The sequence below is a fragment of the Azoarcus sp. DD4 genome (assembly GCF_006496635.1).
In the GTDB taxonomy this organism is placed as follows: Bacteria; Pseudomonadota; Gammaproteobacteria; order Burkholderiales; family Rhodocyclaceae; genus Azoarcus.
Genome location: NZ_CP022958.1, coordinates 5,165,386 through 5,181,177 on the forward strand (window position 1 = coordinate 5,165,386; position 15,792 = coordinate 5,181,177).

The following is a 15,792-nucleotide window of genomic DNA, read 5'->3' on the forward strand; positions in this document are numbered from 1 at the left end:
GGTCGAACGCGGTCAATGAATCCTGTGCTTTATCAGATCCTTAGTAATTTTCGATGGCGAACCCGGGGCGGACTTGTCGCAAGCCGTACAGCCGGCTTGCGCGATTCACGCCAATGTCCTGCCACCCGCGCCTCCGGGACGAACGCCGCGGCACCACAGCGCCGCAGCGCAGCCCCACGGCCGCGGTGGAAATCAACTTTCCAGCGGCAAACGGAAATCATCCGCTGCCCAGCCACCTCTATTGCTTTCGGCAAAGCGCATCCAGCGCCAAAGCACTGATACGACACAGCCCGGGAAAGACCGCCGGCGACTGGCACGCTATCTGCTGCTGTTACGCGGTCCGTAACACCTTTCCCGCCACGCCATGACCTCCTCCTCCGACTCCGCACTCGTCCTCGGCATCGGCAACCTGCTCTGGGCCGACGAGGGTTTCGGCGTGCGCTGCGTCGAGGCCTTCGATGCCGCCTGGGCGGTCCCGCCGCAGGTCACCGTGATGGACGGCGGCACCCAGGGCCTCTACCTGCTGCCCTATGTCACCGCCGCACGCCGGCTGATCGTGTTCGACGCGGTCGATTACGGCCTCGAACCGGGCAGCCTGCGCCTGGTGGAAGACGACGAGGTGCCCCGCTTCATGGGCGCCAAGAAGATGAGCCTGCACCAGACCGGCTTCCAGGAAGTGATCGCCTCCGCCGCCCTGCTCGGCCAGTGCCCGCAATCCATGCTGCTGATCGGCGTGCAGCCGGTCGAACTGGAAGATTTCGGCGGCAGCCTGCGTCCGGTAGTGCGCGCGCGGGTGGGCGAAGCAGTGGCAATCGCCGCCGAACGCCTGCGCCAATGGGGCTTTGCGCTGGCGCCGCGCAGCGCCAGCGGCGGCGGCCTCACCGACGCCGCGCTGGAACTCGCCCGTTACGAAGACGGCCGTCCGTCCGAGGAACTCGCCTGCCGCATCGGCGACGTCCGCTTCATGCCGGAGCGCTAGCCATGTGCGTCGGCATCCCCGTTCAGGTCGTGCGCAGCGAAGACAGCCGTGCGCTGTGCCGCGACCGCAACGGTAGCGAGGTCTGGATCGACCTGCTGCTGGTCGGCGCGCAGCCGCCGGGCACCTGGCTGATGAGCTTTCTCGGCGCCGCCCGCGAGGTGATCGACGCCGACAGCGCGCGCCAGTCGCTGGCTGCGCTGGCTGCGCTCGATGCGCTGATGGCGGGAGAAACGCCCGATCTCGACGCCGCCTTCGCCGACCTGGTGAACCGCGAACCCGAACTCCCCGATTTCCTCAAGGCGCAAAAAACATGACGACCGCCACGGCCCTGGAGCAGGGCATGCAACGCCTGGTGGAGCGCGACGGCTTCCGCCGCGTTACCACCGACACCCTGGTCGACTTCGCCAGGGCCGCCGACATCGGCGTGCTGCTGCTCACCGACGACCCGGTGCGCTGCCCCGAAGCCTGGGACATGCTGGTGGTGCTGCCGGAAGTGCTGAAGTCGGTGCCCGGCCTGCGCGCCGGCGTCGCCGCGCCGGACGCGAGCCGCGACATCGCCGCGACCTTCGGCATCAGCCGCTACCCGGCACTGCTCTTCCTGCGCGGCGACGACAATGCCGGCGGCAACCACGACTACGTCGGTGCCATCGAGGGCATGCGCGACTGGCAACCGCTGGTCGAAGCCGTTGCCGCCATGCGCCATGCGCCCGCCGGCCGCCGGCCCGGCATCGGCATCCCGGTGCGCGGCACCGGCGCCTCCTCCACCTGCCACTGACCCGGAGCCGCGCATGAAAGCCTGGTCCGCCAACGCCTTCCCCATTCCCGTCGTCGCCGTCGGCGCCGGCTCGCAGCCCGCCGAGGACGAGGATTTCGACTACCTGCCCATGCCCAGCGGCATGGACACCTTCGCGCCGCCGCGCCTGCCCGACCAGATCGACCCCGCCGCCCGCGCCACCGCGGTCGCCACGCTCGAAGGCCTGCTGGCCGCGATGCGGGCCTGGTCCTTCGGCAGCGCCGGTCATCCGGTCGTCGACCTCGGCGGGCTCGACAGCACCAGCCTGGCCCTGATCAACGACGCGCTCGGCCAGGGCGAGGTCAGCGCGCGGGTGGACGGCAGTCCCGCCCTGCGCATCCAGGAAACCGTGTTCGCCGGCATCTGGCGGGTGATCGAAACCGACGCCGCCGGTCGCCGCCTGGCCGACCGCATCGAGGCCTGTGCGATGCCGGCCGAAGTCGCCGCCCGCAGCCGCGCCGCCGCCCGCGCCGCGCTGACGCCCCCGCCGCCGCCCGTCGGCGTGATGAACGCGCCGGCGGTGCTGGCCGAGCTGCTGCACGCGGTGGACAAGCACCGCGCCGGCAGCGCCGCCCACATCGTCAACCTCACCCTGCTGCCGATGAACCCGGCCGACCTCACCTGGCTGGTCGAGGTGCTCGGCGTCGGCCCCACGGTGATCCTGTCGCGCGGTTACGGCAATTGCCGCATCACCGCCACCGCGCTCGCCAACACCTGGTGGGTGCAGTATTTCAACAGCGCCGACACGCTCATCCTCAACACCATCGAAGTCACCGCCCTGCCCGACGTGGCCCCGGCAGCGGCCGACGACTTCGCCGACAGCATCGCGCGGCTGGCCGAATGGACCGCGGCACTGTGCGAGGCGTGAGCCCCGCGCTATCCTTTAAGACATAAACCGACCGAGGCAGCCCGTCATGTTCGAAGGCTCCTACCTGGGCAACGACGCCCAGCTCGATCCCGCCGCACGGCTGGAGTGCGGCATCTGCTGGTGGGTCTACGATCCCGCCGCGGGTGACGAGTTCGGCCAGGTGCCGCCAGCCACGCCCTTCGCGGCGCTGCCGGCGCACTGGCACTGCCCCAACTGCGACGCGCCCCGCCACAAGTTCATGGTGCTCGCCGACGACCGATGAACCACGCCACGGCCACCGCGCCCCGCCCCTTCGCCCCCGCCCTGCCGCCCGCCGACCGGGTCGCGGCCTTGCACGACTGCTTCGCCGCCATCGCCGCCACCCGCATGGCCGGCCTGCCGCTGTGCAATCCGGCGCTGGCGGTGGCAGTGCCGGCGATGCAGGTCTGGGAAGGCGAATGGCTGGGCGTACTGGTGACGCCGTGGGCGATCAGCCTGGTCTTGCTGCCCGGCCCCGGCGGACGCTTCCGCGAGATCGGCGTGGGCGAGTCGCAGGAATGGGCCTTCCCGTCCGGCACCTATGAATTCCTCGGCAACCGGGAAGAAGGGCTCGGCGCCTACCAGAGCTGTTCGCTGGCCTCGCCGGTGTTCGAGTTCGCCAGTCAGGACGAGGCCGACGCCTTTGCGCGCGCCGCACTCGCCGCCCTGCTGGAAGCGGACGCCGGGCGCCTCGCCGCCCAGGGCCGCGAGGATCGCGAGGCAGCCCGTCTCGAAGGCCGGCCCACCCCGGCGCCCGCCCCGCAACCGCTGTCCCGCCGCGCCTTCCTGCGCGGTGCGCTGTTCGGCGCGCGCTGATGGGTGCCGCCGCCGATCCCGCCCTGCTGCTGCACGCCACCCTCGACGGTGGCCAGGTCGGCCGCGTAGTCGCCGACAACCGCCGCCCGCAGGCGGCTCAACTGCTGGTAGGCCGCAGCCCGGCCGAAGCGGTGGCGCTGGTGCCGCGCCTGTTCGCCCTGTGCGGCTGCGCGCAAGGCACTGCCGCCCGGCTCGCCTGTGCGGCGGCGCTCGGCGAACCGGGCGCAGCGGACGCTGCCGCGACCGAACGCGAACTCGCCGCGGAGGCCGCCCACGAGCACTTGTGGCGCCTGCTGCTCGACTGGCCGCCGCTGTTCGGCCTGCAGCCGCGCCGCAACCGCTACGCCGAACTGCACCGCCGCCTGGTCCGGCCGCTCGATGCCGACAGCGCCTACGCGCTCGGCGGCGACCTGCTCGACCTGGTTGCGCGCGAACTGCTGGCCGGCTTCTTCCGCGCCCTGCGCGAACCGCGCAACCTGGCCGAATTCGTCGACCATGCGGCGGCCGGCGGCGACCTCGGCTCCATCCTCGCCGAGATGATAGGCATCGGCGCCGCGGAAGCGCCGGCCGGCGGCGTCTGCCCGCTGCTGCCCGCGCTCACCGCCGCACAGTGGATCGAACACCTCGGCGGTCTGCCCGACGCCGCATTCTGCCGCCAGCCGATGCTGGACGACGCCCCCGCCGAAACCGGCCCGCTGGCCCGCCACGCCGCCTCGCCGCTGGTCGCGCTGCTGCTCGGCCAAGGCCACCGCATCTCGGCCCGGCTGTTCGCCAAGGTGCTCGACGTCGCCGACTGCGGCAGCCGGCTGCGGCGCCCGCTCGCTGCCGAAGTGCCGGCGCTGGCCGATGCGGTCTCGCCGGCACCCGGCCTCGGCCTGGCCTGCGTCGAGACCGCCCGCGGCGTGCTGCTGCACGCGGTGCGTATCGAGAACGACCGCATCGCCGATTACGCGATCTGCGCCCCCACCGAATGGAATTTCCATCCCGGTGGTGCCTTCGTGCGCGAAGGCGGCGGCTGGCGCACGGCCTCGGCCGACACCGCCCGGCTGCGCCTGCAGGCACTGGCCCTGGCGCTCGACCCCTGCGTCGGCTTCCGCGTCGAGCTGGAGGAAAGCACCCATGCATGAGATGTCGCTCGCCGAAGGCATACGCAGCATCGTCGAGGACGCCGCGCGCGAACACCGCGCCGGCCGGGTCGACAAGGTGGTGCTGGAAATCGGCGAGCTGGCCGCGGTGGAGGTCGAAGCGCTGCGCTTCTGCCTCGACGTGGTCCTGAAGGACAGCGTGGCCGACGGCGCCGGCATCGACATCGAGACGGTGCCCGGCACCGGCTGGTGCATGCAGTGCGCCGCCACCGTGCCGATCGCGCAGCGCTACGACGCCTGCCCGCAGTGCGGCAGCTACCAGGTGCAGCCGACCGGCGGCACCGAGATGCGCGTGAAGGAACTGGCGCTGGCCGACGACCGGCCCGCGCCCTGACGAGGAGAAGGAACGAGATGTGCACGGTCTGCGGCTGCGGCAGCGGCGAATTGCGATACAACGGCCAGCCGGCCCGACGCGCCGGCACGGGCAAGCCCGCCGACGCCGCGGCCACCCGCGCCTTCCGCCCGCTGGACGCGGCCACGCCACCGCACGATCACCCGCAACACGACCACCACGCCCACCAGCCGGCCGCGAACGCCGGCGCGCTCGACTACGGCCAGGGCCCGGCCCACGCCCATGCTCCCGGCCTGTCGCAGCAGCAGATGGTGAAGATAGAACGCGACATCCTCGGCAAGAACGACGCGCTCGCCGCCGCCAACCGCCGCTGGCTGGCCGCGCGCGGCGTGTTCGCGCTCAACCTCGTCTCCAGCCCCGGCTCGGGCAAGACCACGCTGCTGGTGAAGACCATAGAGCGCCTGGCCGGCCGCGTGCCAGTGGCGGTGATCGAGGGCGACCAGCAGACCGAGTTCGACGCCGAACGCATCCGCGCCACCGGCGCCCCGGCGCTGCAGATCAACACCGGCAAGGGCTGCCACCTCGACGCCCACATGGTGGGCGAGGCCTTCGCGCGCCTGCCCATCGCCGAACGCAGCCTGCTGCTGATCGAAAACGTCGGCAACCTCGTCTGCCCGGCCGCCTTCGACCTCGGCGAAGCGCACAAGGTGGTCATCCTCTCGGTCACCGAGGGCGAGGACAAGCCGCTCAAGTACCCCGACATGTTCGCCGCCGCCGACCTGATGCTGCTCTCCAAGGTCGACCTGCTGCCCTACCTCAGTTTCGATGTCGACCGCGCCATCGCCTACGCCCGCCGCGTCAATCCGCGGCTGCAGGTGCTGCAGGTGTCGTCCACCACCGAACACGGATTCGAAGACTGGCTGGGCTGGATACAGACCGGTCTCAACCACCAGGCCGGCGCGCCGGCCAGCCCCGCGGAGAGCCCATCATGAGCGACGACACCGGCACTTCCCCCCGCCAGCATTCCCGCCACGAACGGCGCCGCCTCCGTGTGCGCGGCGTGGTCCAGGGCGTGGGTTTCCGCCCCTTCGTCTATCGGCTGGCGCAGGAACTCGACCTCTCCGGCTGGGTGCGCAACGACGGCGGCGGCGTCGAGATCGAAGTCCAGGGCTCGCCCGGCAACCTGTCCGCGCTCGCCGCCCGCCTGCGCGGCGAAGCACCGCCGCTCGCCCGCATCGACCACCTCGAATCCGAACTGCGCGAGTTCGACCCGGCCGACCGCGGCTTCACCATCACCGCCTCGCGCAGCGGCGAGGTCACCACCGCCATCGGCCACGACAGCACGGTATGCCCGGCCTGTCTCGACGAGATGTTCGACCCCGCCGGACGGCGCTGGCGCTACCCCTTCATCAACTGTACGCACTGCGGCCCGCGCTATACGCTGACGCGCGGCCTGCCCTACGACAGGGTGAACACCAGCATGGCGGCGTTCGCGCTGTGCGACGACTGCGCCGACGAGTACAGCGCGCCGACCGACCGCCGCTTCCATGCCGAACCCAACGCCTGTCCGGTGTGCGGCCCGCGGCTGACCCTGCTGGAAGGCTTCGGCATCACCGTCGCCACCCGCGACCCGGTGGCCGACACCCTGCTGCGCCTGCTGTGCGGCGAGATCGTCGCGGTCAAGGGCCTGGGCGGCTTCCACCTGATGTGCGACGCGCGCAACCCGGAGGCGGTGTCGCGCCTGCGCGAGCGCAAGTCGCGCGAGAACAAGCCCTTCGCGCTGATGGTCGCCAACCTGGAATCCGCTCGCCACTGGGCCAAGCTCAGCGGCGCCGACGAGCAGCTGCTCGCCAGCGCCGAACGCCCGGTGGTGCTGTGCGACAAGCGCGCCAGCGTCGACAGCGAACTGTGGGGCGTGGCGCCGGCGCTGTCCTCGGTCGGGCTGATGCTGCCCTACGCGCCGCTGCACTACCTGCTGTTCCACGACTACGCCGGCCGCCCGGCGGGCACCGGCTGGCTGGACAAGGCGCTCGATCTGGCGCTGGTGTGCACCTCGGCCAACCCCGGCGGCGAGCCGCTCGTCACCGGCAACCGCGAGGCCACCCGCCGGCTCATGGGCATCGCCGACGCCTACCTCATCCACGACCGCGACATCGTCGTGCGCTGCGATGACTCGGTGATGCGCAGCCTGCCCGCCACCCGTTACGACGACAGCGGCGTGCAGTTCATCCGCCGCTCGCGCGGCTACACGCCGCGCGCACTCAAGCTCAGCTGCAAGGGGCCGGCGGTGCTGGCTTTCGGCGGCCTGCTCAAGAACACGCTCTGTCTCACCCGTGGCGACGAGGCTTTCCTGTCGCAGCACATCGGCGACCTCGAATCGGCGAGCGCCTGTCAGGCGCTGGACGAAGTGGCCGAGCACATGCAGCGCATCCTCGCCCTGTCGCCGCAAGCCGTTGCCCACGACCTGCACCCGGATTTCCCGTCCACCCGCGCCGCCGAAGCGCTGGCCGAACGGCTCGGCATCCCCGCCTTCGCCATCCAGCACCACCACGCCCACGTCGCCGCGGTGGAGGCCGAACACCACCACCACGGTCCGGTGCTCGGCCTGGCGCTGGACGGTGTCGGCCTCGGCACCGACGGCAATGCCTGGGGCGGCGAACTGCTGCGGGTGGAAGGTCCGCGCTTCCAGCGTCTCGGCCACCTCGCCGCGCTGCCGCTGCCCGGCGCCGACAAGGCCGCGCGCGAACCCTGGCGCATGGCCGCGGCGGTGCTCCACCGCCTCGGCCGCGGCGACGAGATCGCCAGCCGCTTCCACGACGAGTCGGCCGCCTGGCGCATGGCTGATCTGCTCGCCGCCGGCACCCGCTGCCCACCGACCACCAGCCTCGGCCGCTGGTTCGACGCCGCCGCCGGCCTGCTCGGCGTCTGCCGCCGGATGGGCTACGAAGGCGAGGCGGCGATGCGGCTGGAAAGCCTCGCCGCCGGGTTCGGCCCGGTGCTGCCGCTGCCCGGCGGCTGGCGCATCGCCGAAGGCGGGACCGACGGCGGCACGCTGGACCTGCTGCCGCTGCTCGCCACCCTGGCCGACGAGACCGACGCCGCACGCGGCGCGGCGCTGTTCCACGCCACGCTGGCGGCCGCGCTCGAAGCCTGGACCCTGCGCGCGGCCGACATTGCCGGCGTGCACACCGTGGCGCTGTCCGGCGGCTGTTTCCTCAACCGCCTGATGTCGCGCGACCTGTCGCGCCGCCTGGCCGCGCGCGGCCTGACGGTGCTGGAAGCGCGCCAGGCACCGCCCAACGACGGCGGCCTGGCGCTGGGTCAGGCCCGCATCGCCCGCCACCTGCTGAACGAAGGAATCTGAACGCATGTGCCTCGCCGTCCCCGCCCGCGTGGCGGAACTGCTGCCCAACGACACCGCCCGCGTCGAACTCGGCGGCGTCACCAAGGAAATCTCGCTGGCCCTGGTCGATGAGGTCGCCGTCGGCGACTACGTCATCGTCCATGTCGGCTACGCGCTCTCCAAGCTCGACCGCGAGGAAGCCGAAGCCACCCTGGCGCTGTTCGCCGAGGCCGGCCTGACGCCCTCGCTGGAGGGCACGGCATGAAATACGTGGACGAATTCCGCGACGGCGAACTCGCCCGCGGCATCGGCAAGGCGATCCGGCGCGAGGCCAACCCGGCGCGCGACTACGCCTTCATGGAGTTCTGCGGCGGCCACACCCACGCCATCTCGCGCTACGGCGTGATCGACCTGCTGCCGCAGAACGTGCGCATGATCCACGGCCCCGGCTGCCCGGTCTGCGTGCTGCCGGTGGGCCGCATCGACATGGCGATCGGGCTGGCGATGAAGCAGTCGGTGACGATCTGCACCTACGGCGACTGCCTGCGCGTGCCCGCCTCCGACGGCCTGTCGCTGCTGAAGGCGCGCGCCCGGCTGGACAAATCCCGTGCCGACATCCGCATGGTGTATTCCGCCGCCGACGCGCTGGCGCTGGCCCAGCGCGAACCGCAGCGCGAGGTGGTATTCCTCGCCATCGGCTTCGAGACCACCACGCCGCCCACCGCGCTGGTGCTCAAGCAGGCGCAGGCGCTCGGGCTGAAGAACTTCAGCGTGCTGTGCAACCACGTGCTGACCCCGGCCGCGATCGTCGCCATCCTCGAACATCCTGAGGGCAACGGCGTGCAGCTCGACGGCTTCGTCGGCCCGGCGCACGTGTCCACCGTGATCGGCAGCCGGCCCTACGACTTCGTCGCCGCGCAATACAAGAAGCCGGTGGTGATCGCCGGCTTCGAGCCGCTGGACGTGATGCAGTCCATCCTGATGCTGGTGCGCCAGGTAAACGACGGCCGCTTCGAGATCGAGAACGAATTCACCCGCGCCGTCACCCGCGACGGCAACCGCAAGGCGCAGGCCCTGGTGGCCGAGGTGTTCGGCCTGCGCGACAGCTACGAATGGCGCGGGCTGGGCAGCCTGCCGCAATCCGCGCTGCAGATCCGTCCGGAATTTGCTGCCTGGGATGCCGAAGCGAAGTTCGGCCTCAGCTACGCCCCGGTGGCCGACCACAAGGCCTGCGAGTGCGGCACCATCCTGCGCGGCGAGAAGCGCCCGGCCGACTGCAAGCTGTTCGGCACGGTGTGCACGCCGGAAACGCCGATGGGTTCGTGCATGGTGTCCTCGGAAGGCGCCTGCGCCGCCCACTACAATTACGGCCGCTTCCGCGACGTCGCGGTCGTTGCTGCCTGACGCACTCCACACGCATCCGATGAAAGCCAACTACACCCGCCCGCTCGACCTCAAGAGCGGCCGCGTCGACATGAACCACGGCGCCGGCGGCCGCGCCACCGCGCAGCTCGTGTCCGAACTCTTCGCCCGCGCCTTCGACAATCCCTGGCTCGCCCAGGGCGACGACGGCGCGGTACTGCCCGCGCCGGCGCCGGGCGAACGCTTGGTGATGGCGGCCGACGGCCACGTCGTCTCGCCGCTGTTTTTCCCCGGCGGCGACATCGGCAGCCTGGCGGTGCACGGCACGGTGAACGACCTCGCGGTGATGGGCGCGCGTCCGCTCTATCTCTCGGCCAGTTTCATCCTGGAAGAAGGCTATCCGCTCGCCGAGCTCAAGCGCATCGTCGACTCCATGGCCGCGGCCAGCCGCGCCGTGGGCGTGCCCGTGGTCACCGGCGACACCAAGGTGGTCGAGCAGGGCAAGGGCGACGGCGTCTTCATCGCCACCACCGGCGTCGGCGCGCTGCCGGCCGGCCGGGCTCCCGGCGGCGCCCGCGCGCGGCCGGGCGACGTGGTGCTGGTGTCGGGCAGCATGGGCGACCACGGCATGGCCATCCTGGCTGTGCGCGAATCGCTCGCCTTCGACAGCGAGATCCGTTCCGACAGCGCCCCGCTCGCCTGCCTGGTCGAAAGCCTGTTCGGCGCGGTGCCGGCCGAGGCGGTCCGGGTGCTGCGCGACCCGACCCGCGGCGGGCTGGCCACCACGCTCAACGAGATCGCCCGCCAGTCCGGCGCCGGCATGCTGATCGAGGAAGCCGCCATCCCGGTACATCCGCAGGTCGAGGCGGCCTGCGAACTGCTCGGCCTGGACCCGCTCTACCTCGCCAACGAAGGCAAGCTCATCGTGGTATGCGACCCGGAACACGCCGGCGCCGCACTCGCCGCGCTGCGCGCCCATCCGCTCGGTGCCGGCGCTGCCCGTATCGGCACGGTGACGGCCGACGAGCACCACTTCGTCCAGCTGCGCACCGCGCTCGGCGGCATGCGCATGCTCGACTGGCTGTCGGGCGAACCGCTGCCGCGCATCTGCTGAGCCGCGCCGACCGATGACGCCACCGCTGCCGCCCGAACTGCCGTCCATCCTCGTCGTCGACGACGAGATCCGCTCGCAGGAAGCCCTGCGCCGCACGCTGGAGGAAGACTTCGAAGTCTTCACCGCGTCCAGCGCCGACGACGCGCTCGCCATCCTCGAGCGCGAGTGGATACAGATCGTGCTGTGCGACCAGCGCATGCCGGGCAGCTCCGGCGTCGCCCTGCTGCGCCAGGTGCGCGAGCGCTGGCCGGACGCGGTGCGCATCATCATCTCCGGCTACACCGATTCCGAAGACATCATCGCCGGCATCAACGAAGCCGGCATCTACCAATACCTGCTCAAGCCCTGGCAGCCGGAACAGCTGCTGTTGACACTGAAATCCGCAGCCGAGATGGCCCGGCTGCATGCCGAGAACCAGCGCCTGGCGGTGGAGTTGCGCACCGCCGCGCCGGTGCTCGAAAAACAGGTCAGCCACCGGCGCGCCAGCGTGCGCCAGCAGTTCGCGCTCGACGCCGTGCTGCGCGCGCCCGGCTCGCCGATGAACGCGGTGTGCGCGCTGGTGAAAAAGCTCGCCGCGCTCGACATCCCGGTGCTGCTCACCGGCGAATCCGGCACCGGCAAGGAACTGCTCGCGCGCGCACTGCACTACGACAGCCCGCGTGCCGGCGAGGCCTTCGTGGTGGAGAACTGCGGCGCGCTGCCCGACCAGCTGCTGGAATCCGAACTCTTCGGCCACAAGCGCGGCGCCTTCACGGGTGCCTTCGAAGACCGCGTCGGCCTCTTCAAGCAGGCCGACGGCGGCACCATGCTGCTCGACGAGATCGGCGAAACCTCCGCTGCCTTCCAGGTGAAGCTGCTGCGCGTGCTGCAGGAAGGCGAACTGCGGCCGGTGGGCGCGGCGCGGCCGATACCGGTGGACGCGCGGGTGATCGCCGCCACCAACCGCGACCTCGAAGCAGAAGTGCGCAACGGCCGTTTCCGCGAGGATCTGTACTACCGGCTAGCGGCGCTTACCATCGCGGTGCCGCCGCTGCGCGAGCGCCCCATGGACATCCCGCTGATCGCGCAAACCCTGCTGGACGAAACCCAGGCCGCGCTCGGCCGCCGCTTCGAGCCCTTGTCGGCCGAGGTCATCGCCTGCCTGCAGACCTGGCGCTGGCCGGGCAACGTGCGCGAATTGCGCAACGAAGTGCTGCGCATGATCGCGCTCGCCGACGACGACCGCCTGTCCGCCGCCCACCTCAGCCCGCGGGTACTGCGCGCCGCCGACGCCGGCGACGAACCGGCCCTGTCCATGCTGTCCGGCCTGGATGGCGACCTCAAGACCCGGCTGGAGGCGCTGGAAGCCCGCATCGTCAAGGAAAGCCTGATCCGCCACCGCTGGAACAAGACCCATGCTGCCAAGGAGCTCGGCCTGTCACGTGTCGGCCTGCGCAGCAAGCTGGCACGCTACGGGCTGGAACGGGATTGAAGCCCCGGTTCAACCGCCGAGCCGATCGCGCCGCTCGTCGATCTCGGCCAGCGCGCGGCGGACGAACTCCGCCGTCAGGTGAATGCCTTCGGTGGCAGCGGAACGTTCCACCGTGCTGAAGGCCAGCACCAGCAGGCCGCGCATTTTGTCGAAGGCGACCTCGTTCTGGTGCCGCATCAGCGCATCGTTCTGCAGCACCGCGTCCATCACGCCGGGATCGCGCAGTCGGACACCGCACAGCTCGGCCATGGCGGCGAGCTCGTGGATGATGTCGCCGAGATCCTGCTCGAAATGCGGTAGGCCGGTCATGTCGAATCTCCGGTGGGCACAAGCAAACGTGCATCACTGTGCAGGATCGGGTATTGCAGCGCAACATCGCTCGACCATATCGAGGGATCGCCCCAGCCACGCTTCCGTGCTTCAATCTCGCCCATGAACCTGATCTGGCTCCAGTCCGGCGGCTGCGGCGGCTGCACCATGTCGCTGCTGTGTTCCGACGCGCGCGACCTGCTCGGCCTGCTGCGCGACGCCGGCATCCACATCCTGTGGCACCCCTCGCTGTCGGAGGAGACCGGCGGCGAGGCGCTGGCGGTGCTCGACGCCTGCGCGCGCGGCGACATCCCGCTCGACCTGCTGTGCATCGAAGGCGCGATGCTGCGCGGCCCCAATGGCAGCGGCCGTTTCCACGTGCTGGCCGGCAGCGGCAAGCCGATGATCCACTGGGTGGATGCGCTTGCCGCGCGCGCCCGCCACACCCTGGCGATAGGCTCGTGCGCAGCCTGGGGCGGGATCAGCGCCGGTGGCATCAACCCGACCGAGGCCTGCGGCCTGCAGTACGAAGGCGACACGCCCGGCGGTCTGCTCGGCCGCGACTACCGCTCCGCCGCCGGCCTGCCGGTGATCAACGTCGCCGGCTGCCCGACCCACCCCGGCTGGGTAGTCGACACCCTGCTCGCACTGGCACTGGGCGAATTCGGCGCGGCCGAACTCGACGCCCTCGGCCGGCCGCGCTTCTACGCCGACCAGCTGGTGCACCACGGCTGCAGCCGCAACGAGTTCTACGAGTTCAAGGCCAGCGCCGAGAAGGCCTCGGACCTCGGCTGCATGATGGAACACCTGGGCTGCAAGGGCACCCAGGCCCACGCCGACTGCAATATCCGGCCGTGGAACGGCAGCGGCTCGTGCACCAGCGGCGGCTACGCCTGCATCTCCTGCACCGAGCCGGGCTTCGAGTCGCCCGGCCATCCCTTTGCGCAGACGCCCAAGGTCGCCGGCATCCCGATCGGACTGCCGTCGGACATGCCCAAGGCCTGGTTCGTGGCGCTCGCCGCGCTGTCCAAGTCGGCGACGCCGCGCCGGGTGCGCGAGAACGCCACCGCCGACCATCCGCAGATCACCCCGGCGATCCGCCGCACCGGGCTGAAATGACAGCCCCCACGCTCACTGCGTTCGCTGCCCCCCAAGGGGGCTTCGCCATACTTGGGACGGCCCGGCGCATGGCGACGACAGCCCCCACGCTCACCGCGTTCGCGAAGGGTCGGCTTTGCACTGCCGACCCGCTCTACCGGCACGGCGCAGTGCGCCGCGAAACCCCGGTCTCGCCCCCCCAAGGGGGCTTCGCCATGCTTGGGACGGCCCGGCGCATGGCGACGACAGCCCCCACGCTCACCGCGTTCGCGAAGGGTCGGCTTTGCACTGCCGACCCGCTCTACCGGCACGGCGCAGTGCGCCGCGAAACCCCGGTCTCGCCCCCCCAAGGGGGCTTCGCCATGCTTGGGGCGGCCCGGCGCATGGCGACGACAGCCCCCACGCTCACCGCGTTCGCGAAGGGTCGGCTTTGCACTGCCGACCCGCTCTACCGGCACGGCGCAGTGCGCCGCGAAACCCCGGTCTCGCCCCCCCAAGGGGGCTTCGCCATGCTTGGGACGGCCCGGCGCATGGCGACGACAGCCCCCACGCTCACCGCGTTCGCGGAGGGTCGGCTTTGCACTGCCGACCCGCTCTACCGGCACGGCGCAGTGCGCCGCGAAACCCCGGTCTCGCCCCCCCAAGGGGGCTTCGCCATACTTGGGACGGCCCGGCGCATGGCGACGACGAGGTGGTCATGACGCGCGTTGTCGTCGGCCCCTTCAATCGCGTCGAGGGCGATCTCGAGGTAACGCTCGACGTCGCTGACGGACGCGTGGCCGCGGCACGGGTGAATTCGCCGCTGTTCCGCGGCTTCGAGCAGATCCTTGGCGGCAAGGATCCGCGCGACGCGCTGGTGTTCGTGCCGCGCATCTGCGGCATCTGCTCGGTATCGCAATCGGCCGCGGCTGCGGCCGCGCTGCGCGAGGTGATGGGGCTGACGGTGCCGGCCAACGGCGAGCGCGCCGCCAACGTGGTGCTGGCGGCCGAGAACCTGGCCGACCACTTCACCCATTTCTACCTGTTTTTCATGCCGGACTTCGCCCGCGACGCCTACCGCGGCCGGCCCTGGTTCGACACCGCACATGCCCGCTTCAAGGCGGTAGAGGGCAGCGCCGCGGCCGACGCGCTGCCGGCGCGCGCCGCCTTCCTGCAGCTGATGGGCGTGCTCGCCGGCAAATGGCCGCACACGCTGTCGCTGCAACCGGGCGGCTCGGCCAAGGCGGTATCGGCAGCGGAGAAGATCCGCCTGTTCGCGCTGCTGCGCGAGTTCCGCGGCTGGCTGGAGCGCCGGCTGTTCGGTGACAGTCTGGAGGCCGTCGCTGCGCTCGACTCGGTTGCCGCGCTCGATGCCTGGGCCGACGCACGCGCCCCACAGCACTCGGACTTCCGCCTCTTCATCGAGATCGCGCGCGACCTCGGACTGCAGCGGATCGGGCGCGCCACCGATGTCTTCCTCAGTTACGGTGCCTATGGCGAAGGCGATAAGGCACTGTTCGCCCGCGGCGTCTGGCGGCCCGGTGCCGAGCCCGCTGCGTTCGACCCGGCGCTGATCGTCGAGGACGTCAGCCACGCCTGGCTGCGCGCCGACGCCGCCCGTCACCCCTGGCAGGGCCATACCTGGCCGGACGCCGACAAGACCGACGCCTACAGCTGGTGCAAGGCGCCGCGGCTGGGCGGCGAAGTGGTGGAATGCGGCGCGCTGGCCCGCCAGCTGGTGGACGGCCAGCCGCTGCTGCGCGAGCTCGTGGTGCGCGACGGCGGCAGTGTCTACGCCCGCGTACTCGGCCGCCTGCTGGAGTTCGCCCGCGTGCTGCCGGCGATGGAAGCCTGGGTGCGGGCGTTCGAGCCGGGCGCCCCGTTCTGCGCCCAGGGCGAACTGCCGGACGAGGCGCAGGGCGTCGGTCTGGTGGAAGCTGCGCGCGGCGCACTTGGCCACTGGCTGGTGGTGCGCCATGGCCGCATCGCCAACTATCAGATCATCGCCCCCACCACCTGGAACTTTTCGCCGCGTGACGCGGCCGGAACGCCAGGTGCGCTGGAACAGGCGCTGGTCGGCCTGCCGGCCGGGGGCGACGAGGAGCCGCTCGCAGTGCAGCATGTGGTGCGTTCATTCGACCCGTGCATGGTATGCACCGTGCATTAAGAGTATGTCTTACGCAATAGTCGTCCGTGTCAAACTGC

General features: G+C 71.2%; 17 protein-coding genes. 16 read left to right on the forward strand and 1 reads right to left on the reverse strand.

The window, feature by feature from the left end:
* Positions 1-364 precede the first annotated feature (364 nt).
* From CJ010_RS23985 to CJ010_RS24050, 14 genes are read left to right on the forward strand one after another with little or no spacing between them, the layout of a single operon-like run.
* Positions 365-979, forward strand: coding sequence for a HyaD/HybD family hydrogenase maturation endopeptidase (locus tag CJ010_RS23985; RefSeq protein WP_141020311.1), 615 nt, complete (start codon positions 365-367; stop codon positions 977-979).
* 2 nt (positions 980-981) lie between these two features.
* On the forward strand, positions 982-1,293 hold the full coding sequence (locus CJ010_RS23990) for a HypC/HybG/HupF family hydrogenase formation chaperone (RefSeq protein WP_141020312.1): 312 nt from the start codon (positions 982-984) through the stop codon (positions 1,291-1,293).
* On the forward strand, positions 1,290-1,754 hold the full coding sequence (locus tag CJ010_RS23995; RefSeq protein ID WP_141020313.1) for a hydrogenase: 465 nt from the start codon (positions 1,290-1,292) through the stop codon (positions 1,752-1,754). The genes CJ010_RS23990 and CJ010_RS23995 overlap by 4 nt, the downstream gene beginning before the upstream one ends.
* 13 nt (positions 1,755-1,767) lie before the next feature.
* The gene (locus CJ010_RS24000) at positions 1,768-2,640 is read left to right on the forward strand and encodes a hydrogenase expression/formation protein (protein WP_141020314.1); all 873 of its coding nucleotides are present in this window, start codon (positions 1,768-1,770) and stop codon (positions 2,638-2,640) included.
* 46 nt (positions 2,641-2,686) lie between these two features.
* Entirely contained in the window at positions 2,687-2,902 is a 216-nt protein-coding gene (locus tag CJ010_RS24005) for a rubredoxin (RefSeq protein ID WP_141020315.1), read from the forward strand.
* Positions 2,899-3,474: a [NiFe]-hydrogenase assembly chaperone HybE gene (gene hybE / locus CJ010_RS24010; protein ID WP_141020316.1), complete on the forward strand. Its 576-nt coding sequence runs from the start codon at positions 2,899-2,901 to the stop codon at positions 3,472-3,474. The genes CJ010_RS24005 and hybE overlap by 4 nt, the downstream gene beginning before the upstream one ends.
* Positions 3,474-4,601 (forward strand): nickel-dependent hydrogenase large subunit, encoded by a 1,128-nt coding sequence (locus CJ010_RS24015; RefSeq protein WP_141020317.1) that lies wholly within the window; start codon positions 3,474-3,476, stop codon positions 4,599-4,601. Before hybE ends, CJ010_RS24015 begins: the two co-directional genes overlap by 1 nt.
* Complete coding sequence (hypA, locus tag CJ010_RS24020) at positions 4,594-4,953, forward strand: hydrogenase maturation nickel metallochaperone HypA (RefSeq protein ID WP_141020318.1); 360 nt, start codon at positions 4,594-4,596, stop codon at positions 4,951-4,953. The genes CJ010_RS24015 and hypA overlap by 8 nt, the downstream gene beginning before the upstream one ends.
* A gap of 17 nt (positions 4,954-4,970) precedes the next feature.
* Positions 4,971-5,903 carry a hydrogenase nickel incorporation protein HypB gene (gene hypB / locus CJ010_RS24025; protein WP_141020319.1) on the forward strand — a complete coding sequence of 311 codons (933 nt, stop codon included), beginning with the start codon at positions 4,971-4,973 and terminating at the stop codon, positions 5,901-5,903.
* A complete protein-coding gene (hypF, locus tag CJ010_RS24030; protein WP_141020320.1) occupies positions 5,900-8,275 on the forward strand; it encodes a carbamoyltransferase HypF in 2,376 nt (791 codons plus the stop codon). Before hypB ends, hypF begins: the two co-directional genes overlap by 4 nt.
* 4 nt (positions 8,276-8,279) lie before the next feature.
* Positions 8,280-8,519 (forward strand): HypC/HybG/HupF family hydrogenase formation chaperone, encoded by a 240-nt coding sequence (locus CJ010_RS24035; protein WP_141020321.1) that lies wholly within the window; start codon positions 8,280-8,282, stop codon positions 8,517-8,519.
* Complete coding sequence (hypD, locus tag CJ010_RS24040; RefSeq protein ID WP_141020322.1) at positions 8,516-9,658, forward strand: hydrogenase formation protein HypD; 1,143 nt, start codon at positions 8,516-8,518, stop codon at positions 9,656-9,658. The genes CJ010_RS24035 and hypD overlap by 4 nt, the downstream gene beginning before the upstream one ends.
* 19 nt (positions 9,659-9,677) lie before the next feature.
* Positions 9,678-10,730 (forward strand): hydrogenase expression/formation protein HypE, encoded by a 1,053-nt coding sequence (gene hypE, locus CJ010_RS24045; RefSeq protein ID WP_141020323.1) that lies wholly within the window; start codon positions 9,678-9,680, stop codon positions 10,728-10,730.
* Positions 10,731-10,743: 13 nt separating this feature from the next.
* Positions 10,744-12,201 carry a sigma-54 dependent transcriptional regulator gene (locus CJ010_RS24050; protein ID WP_141020324.1) on the forward strand — a complete coding sequence of 486 codons (1,458 nt, stop codon included), beginning with the start codon at positions 10,744-10,746 and terminating at the stop codon, positions 12,199-12,201.
* A gap of 9 nt (positions 12,202-12,210) precedes the next feature.
* Here the strand turns inward: CJ010_RS24050 and CJ010_RS24055 are convergent, their stop codons facing one another.
* Positions 12,211-12,510: a hypothetical protein gene (locus tag CJ010_RS24055; RefSeq protein ID WP_141020325.1), complete on the reverse strand. Its 300-nt coding sequence runs from the start codon at positions 12,508-12,510 to the stop codon at positions 12,211-12,213.
* A 123-nt stretch (positions 12,511-12,633) separates the two neighbouring features.
* Between CJ010_RS24055 and CJ010_RS24060 the strand changes: the two genes are divergently transcribed.
* Together CJ010_RS24060 and CJ010_RS24065 are read left to right on the forward strand one after the other, a co-directional pair.
* Entirely contained in the window at positions 12,634-13,629 is a 996-nt protein-coding gene (locus tag CJ010_RS24060) for a HupU protein (protein ID WP_141020326.1), read from the forward strand.
* A 676-nt stretch (positions 13,630-14,305) separates the two neighbouring features.
* Positions 14,306-15,754 carry a nickel-dependent hydrogenase large subunit gene (locus tag CJ010_RS24065; protein WP_141020327.1) on the forward strand — a complete coding sequence of 483 codons (1,449 nt, stop codon included), beginning with the start codon at positions 14,306-14,308 and terminating at the stop codon, positions 15,752-15,754.
* The last annotated feature ends 38 nt before the right edge of the window (positions 15,755-15,792 follow it).

Excerpts from the sequence above, each read along its gene's own strand:
- CJ010_RS24005 (WP_141020315.1), top strand. The coding sequence starts at position 2,687 with ATGTTCGAAGGCTCCTACCTGGGCAACGACGCCCAGCTCGATCCCGCC.
- CJ010_RS23995 (WP_141020313.1), top strand. The coding sequence starts at position 1,290 with ATGACGACCGCCACGGCCCTGGAGCAGGGCATGCAACGCCTGGTGGAG.
- CJ010_RS24050 (WP_141020324.1), top strand. The coding sequence starts at position 10,744 with ATGACGCCACCGCTGCCGCCCGAACTGCCGTCCATCCTCGTCGTCGAC.
- CJ010_RS23990 (WP_141020312.1), top strand. The coding sequence starts at position 982 with ATGTGCGTCGGCATCCCCGTTCAGGTCGTGCGCAGCGAAGACAGCCGT.
- CJ010_RS24065 (WP_141020327.1), top strand. The coding sequence starts at position 14,306 with ATGACGCGCGTTGTCGTCGGCCCCTTCAATCGCGTCGAGGGCGATCTC.
- hybE (WP_141020316.1), top strand. The coding sequence starts at position 2,899 with ATGAACCACGCCACGGCCACCGCGCCCCGCCCCTTCGCCCCCGCCCTG.
- hypE (WP_141020323.1), top strand. The coding sequence starts at position 9,678 with ATGAAAGCCAACTACACCCGCCCGCTCGACCTCAAGAGCGGCCGCGTC.
- CJ010_RS24000 (WP_141020314.1), top strand. The coding sequence starts at position 1,768 with ATGAAAGCCTGGTCCGCCAACGCCTTCCCCATTCCCGTCGTCGCCGTC.
- CJ010_RS24060 (WP_141020326.1), top strand. The coding sequence starts at position 12,634 with ATGAACCTGATCTGGCTCCAGTCCGGCGGCTGCGGCGGCTGCACCATG.
- CJ010_RS24035 (WP_141020321.1), top strand. The coding sequence starts at position 8,280 with ATGTGCCTCGCCGTCCCCGCCCGCGTGGCGGAACTGCTGCCCAACGAC.
- hypD (WP_141020322.1), top strand. The coding sequence starts at position 8,516 with ATGAAATACGTGGACGAATTCCGCGACGGCGAACTCGCCCGCGGCATC.
- hypB (WP_141020319.1), top strand. The coding sequence starts at position 4,971 with ATGTGCACGGTCTGCGGCTGCGGCAGCGGCGAATTGCGATACAACGGC.
- CJ010_RS23985 (WP_141020311.1), top strand. The coding sequence starts at position 365 with ATGACCTCCTCCTCCGACTCCGCACTCGTCCTCGGCATCGGCAACCTG.
- hypA (WP_141020318.1), top strand. The coding sequence starts at position 4,594 with ATGCATGAGATGTCGCTCGCCGAAGGCATACGCAGCATCGTCGAGGAC.
- hypF (WP_141020320.1), top strand. The coding sequence starts at position 5,900 with ATGAGCGACGACACCGGCACTTCCCCCCGCCAGCATTCCCGCCACGAA.
- CJ010_RS24015 (WP_141020317.1), top strand. The coding sequence starts at position 3,474 with ATGGGTGCCGCCGCCGATCCCGCCCTGCTGCTGCACGCCACCCTCGAC.
- CJ010_RS24055 (WP_141020325.1), bottom strand. The coding sequence starts at position 12,510 with ATGACCGGCCTACCGCATTTCGAGCAGGATCTCGGCGACATCATCCAC.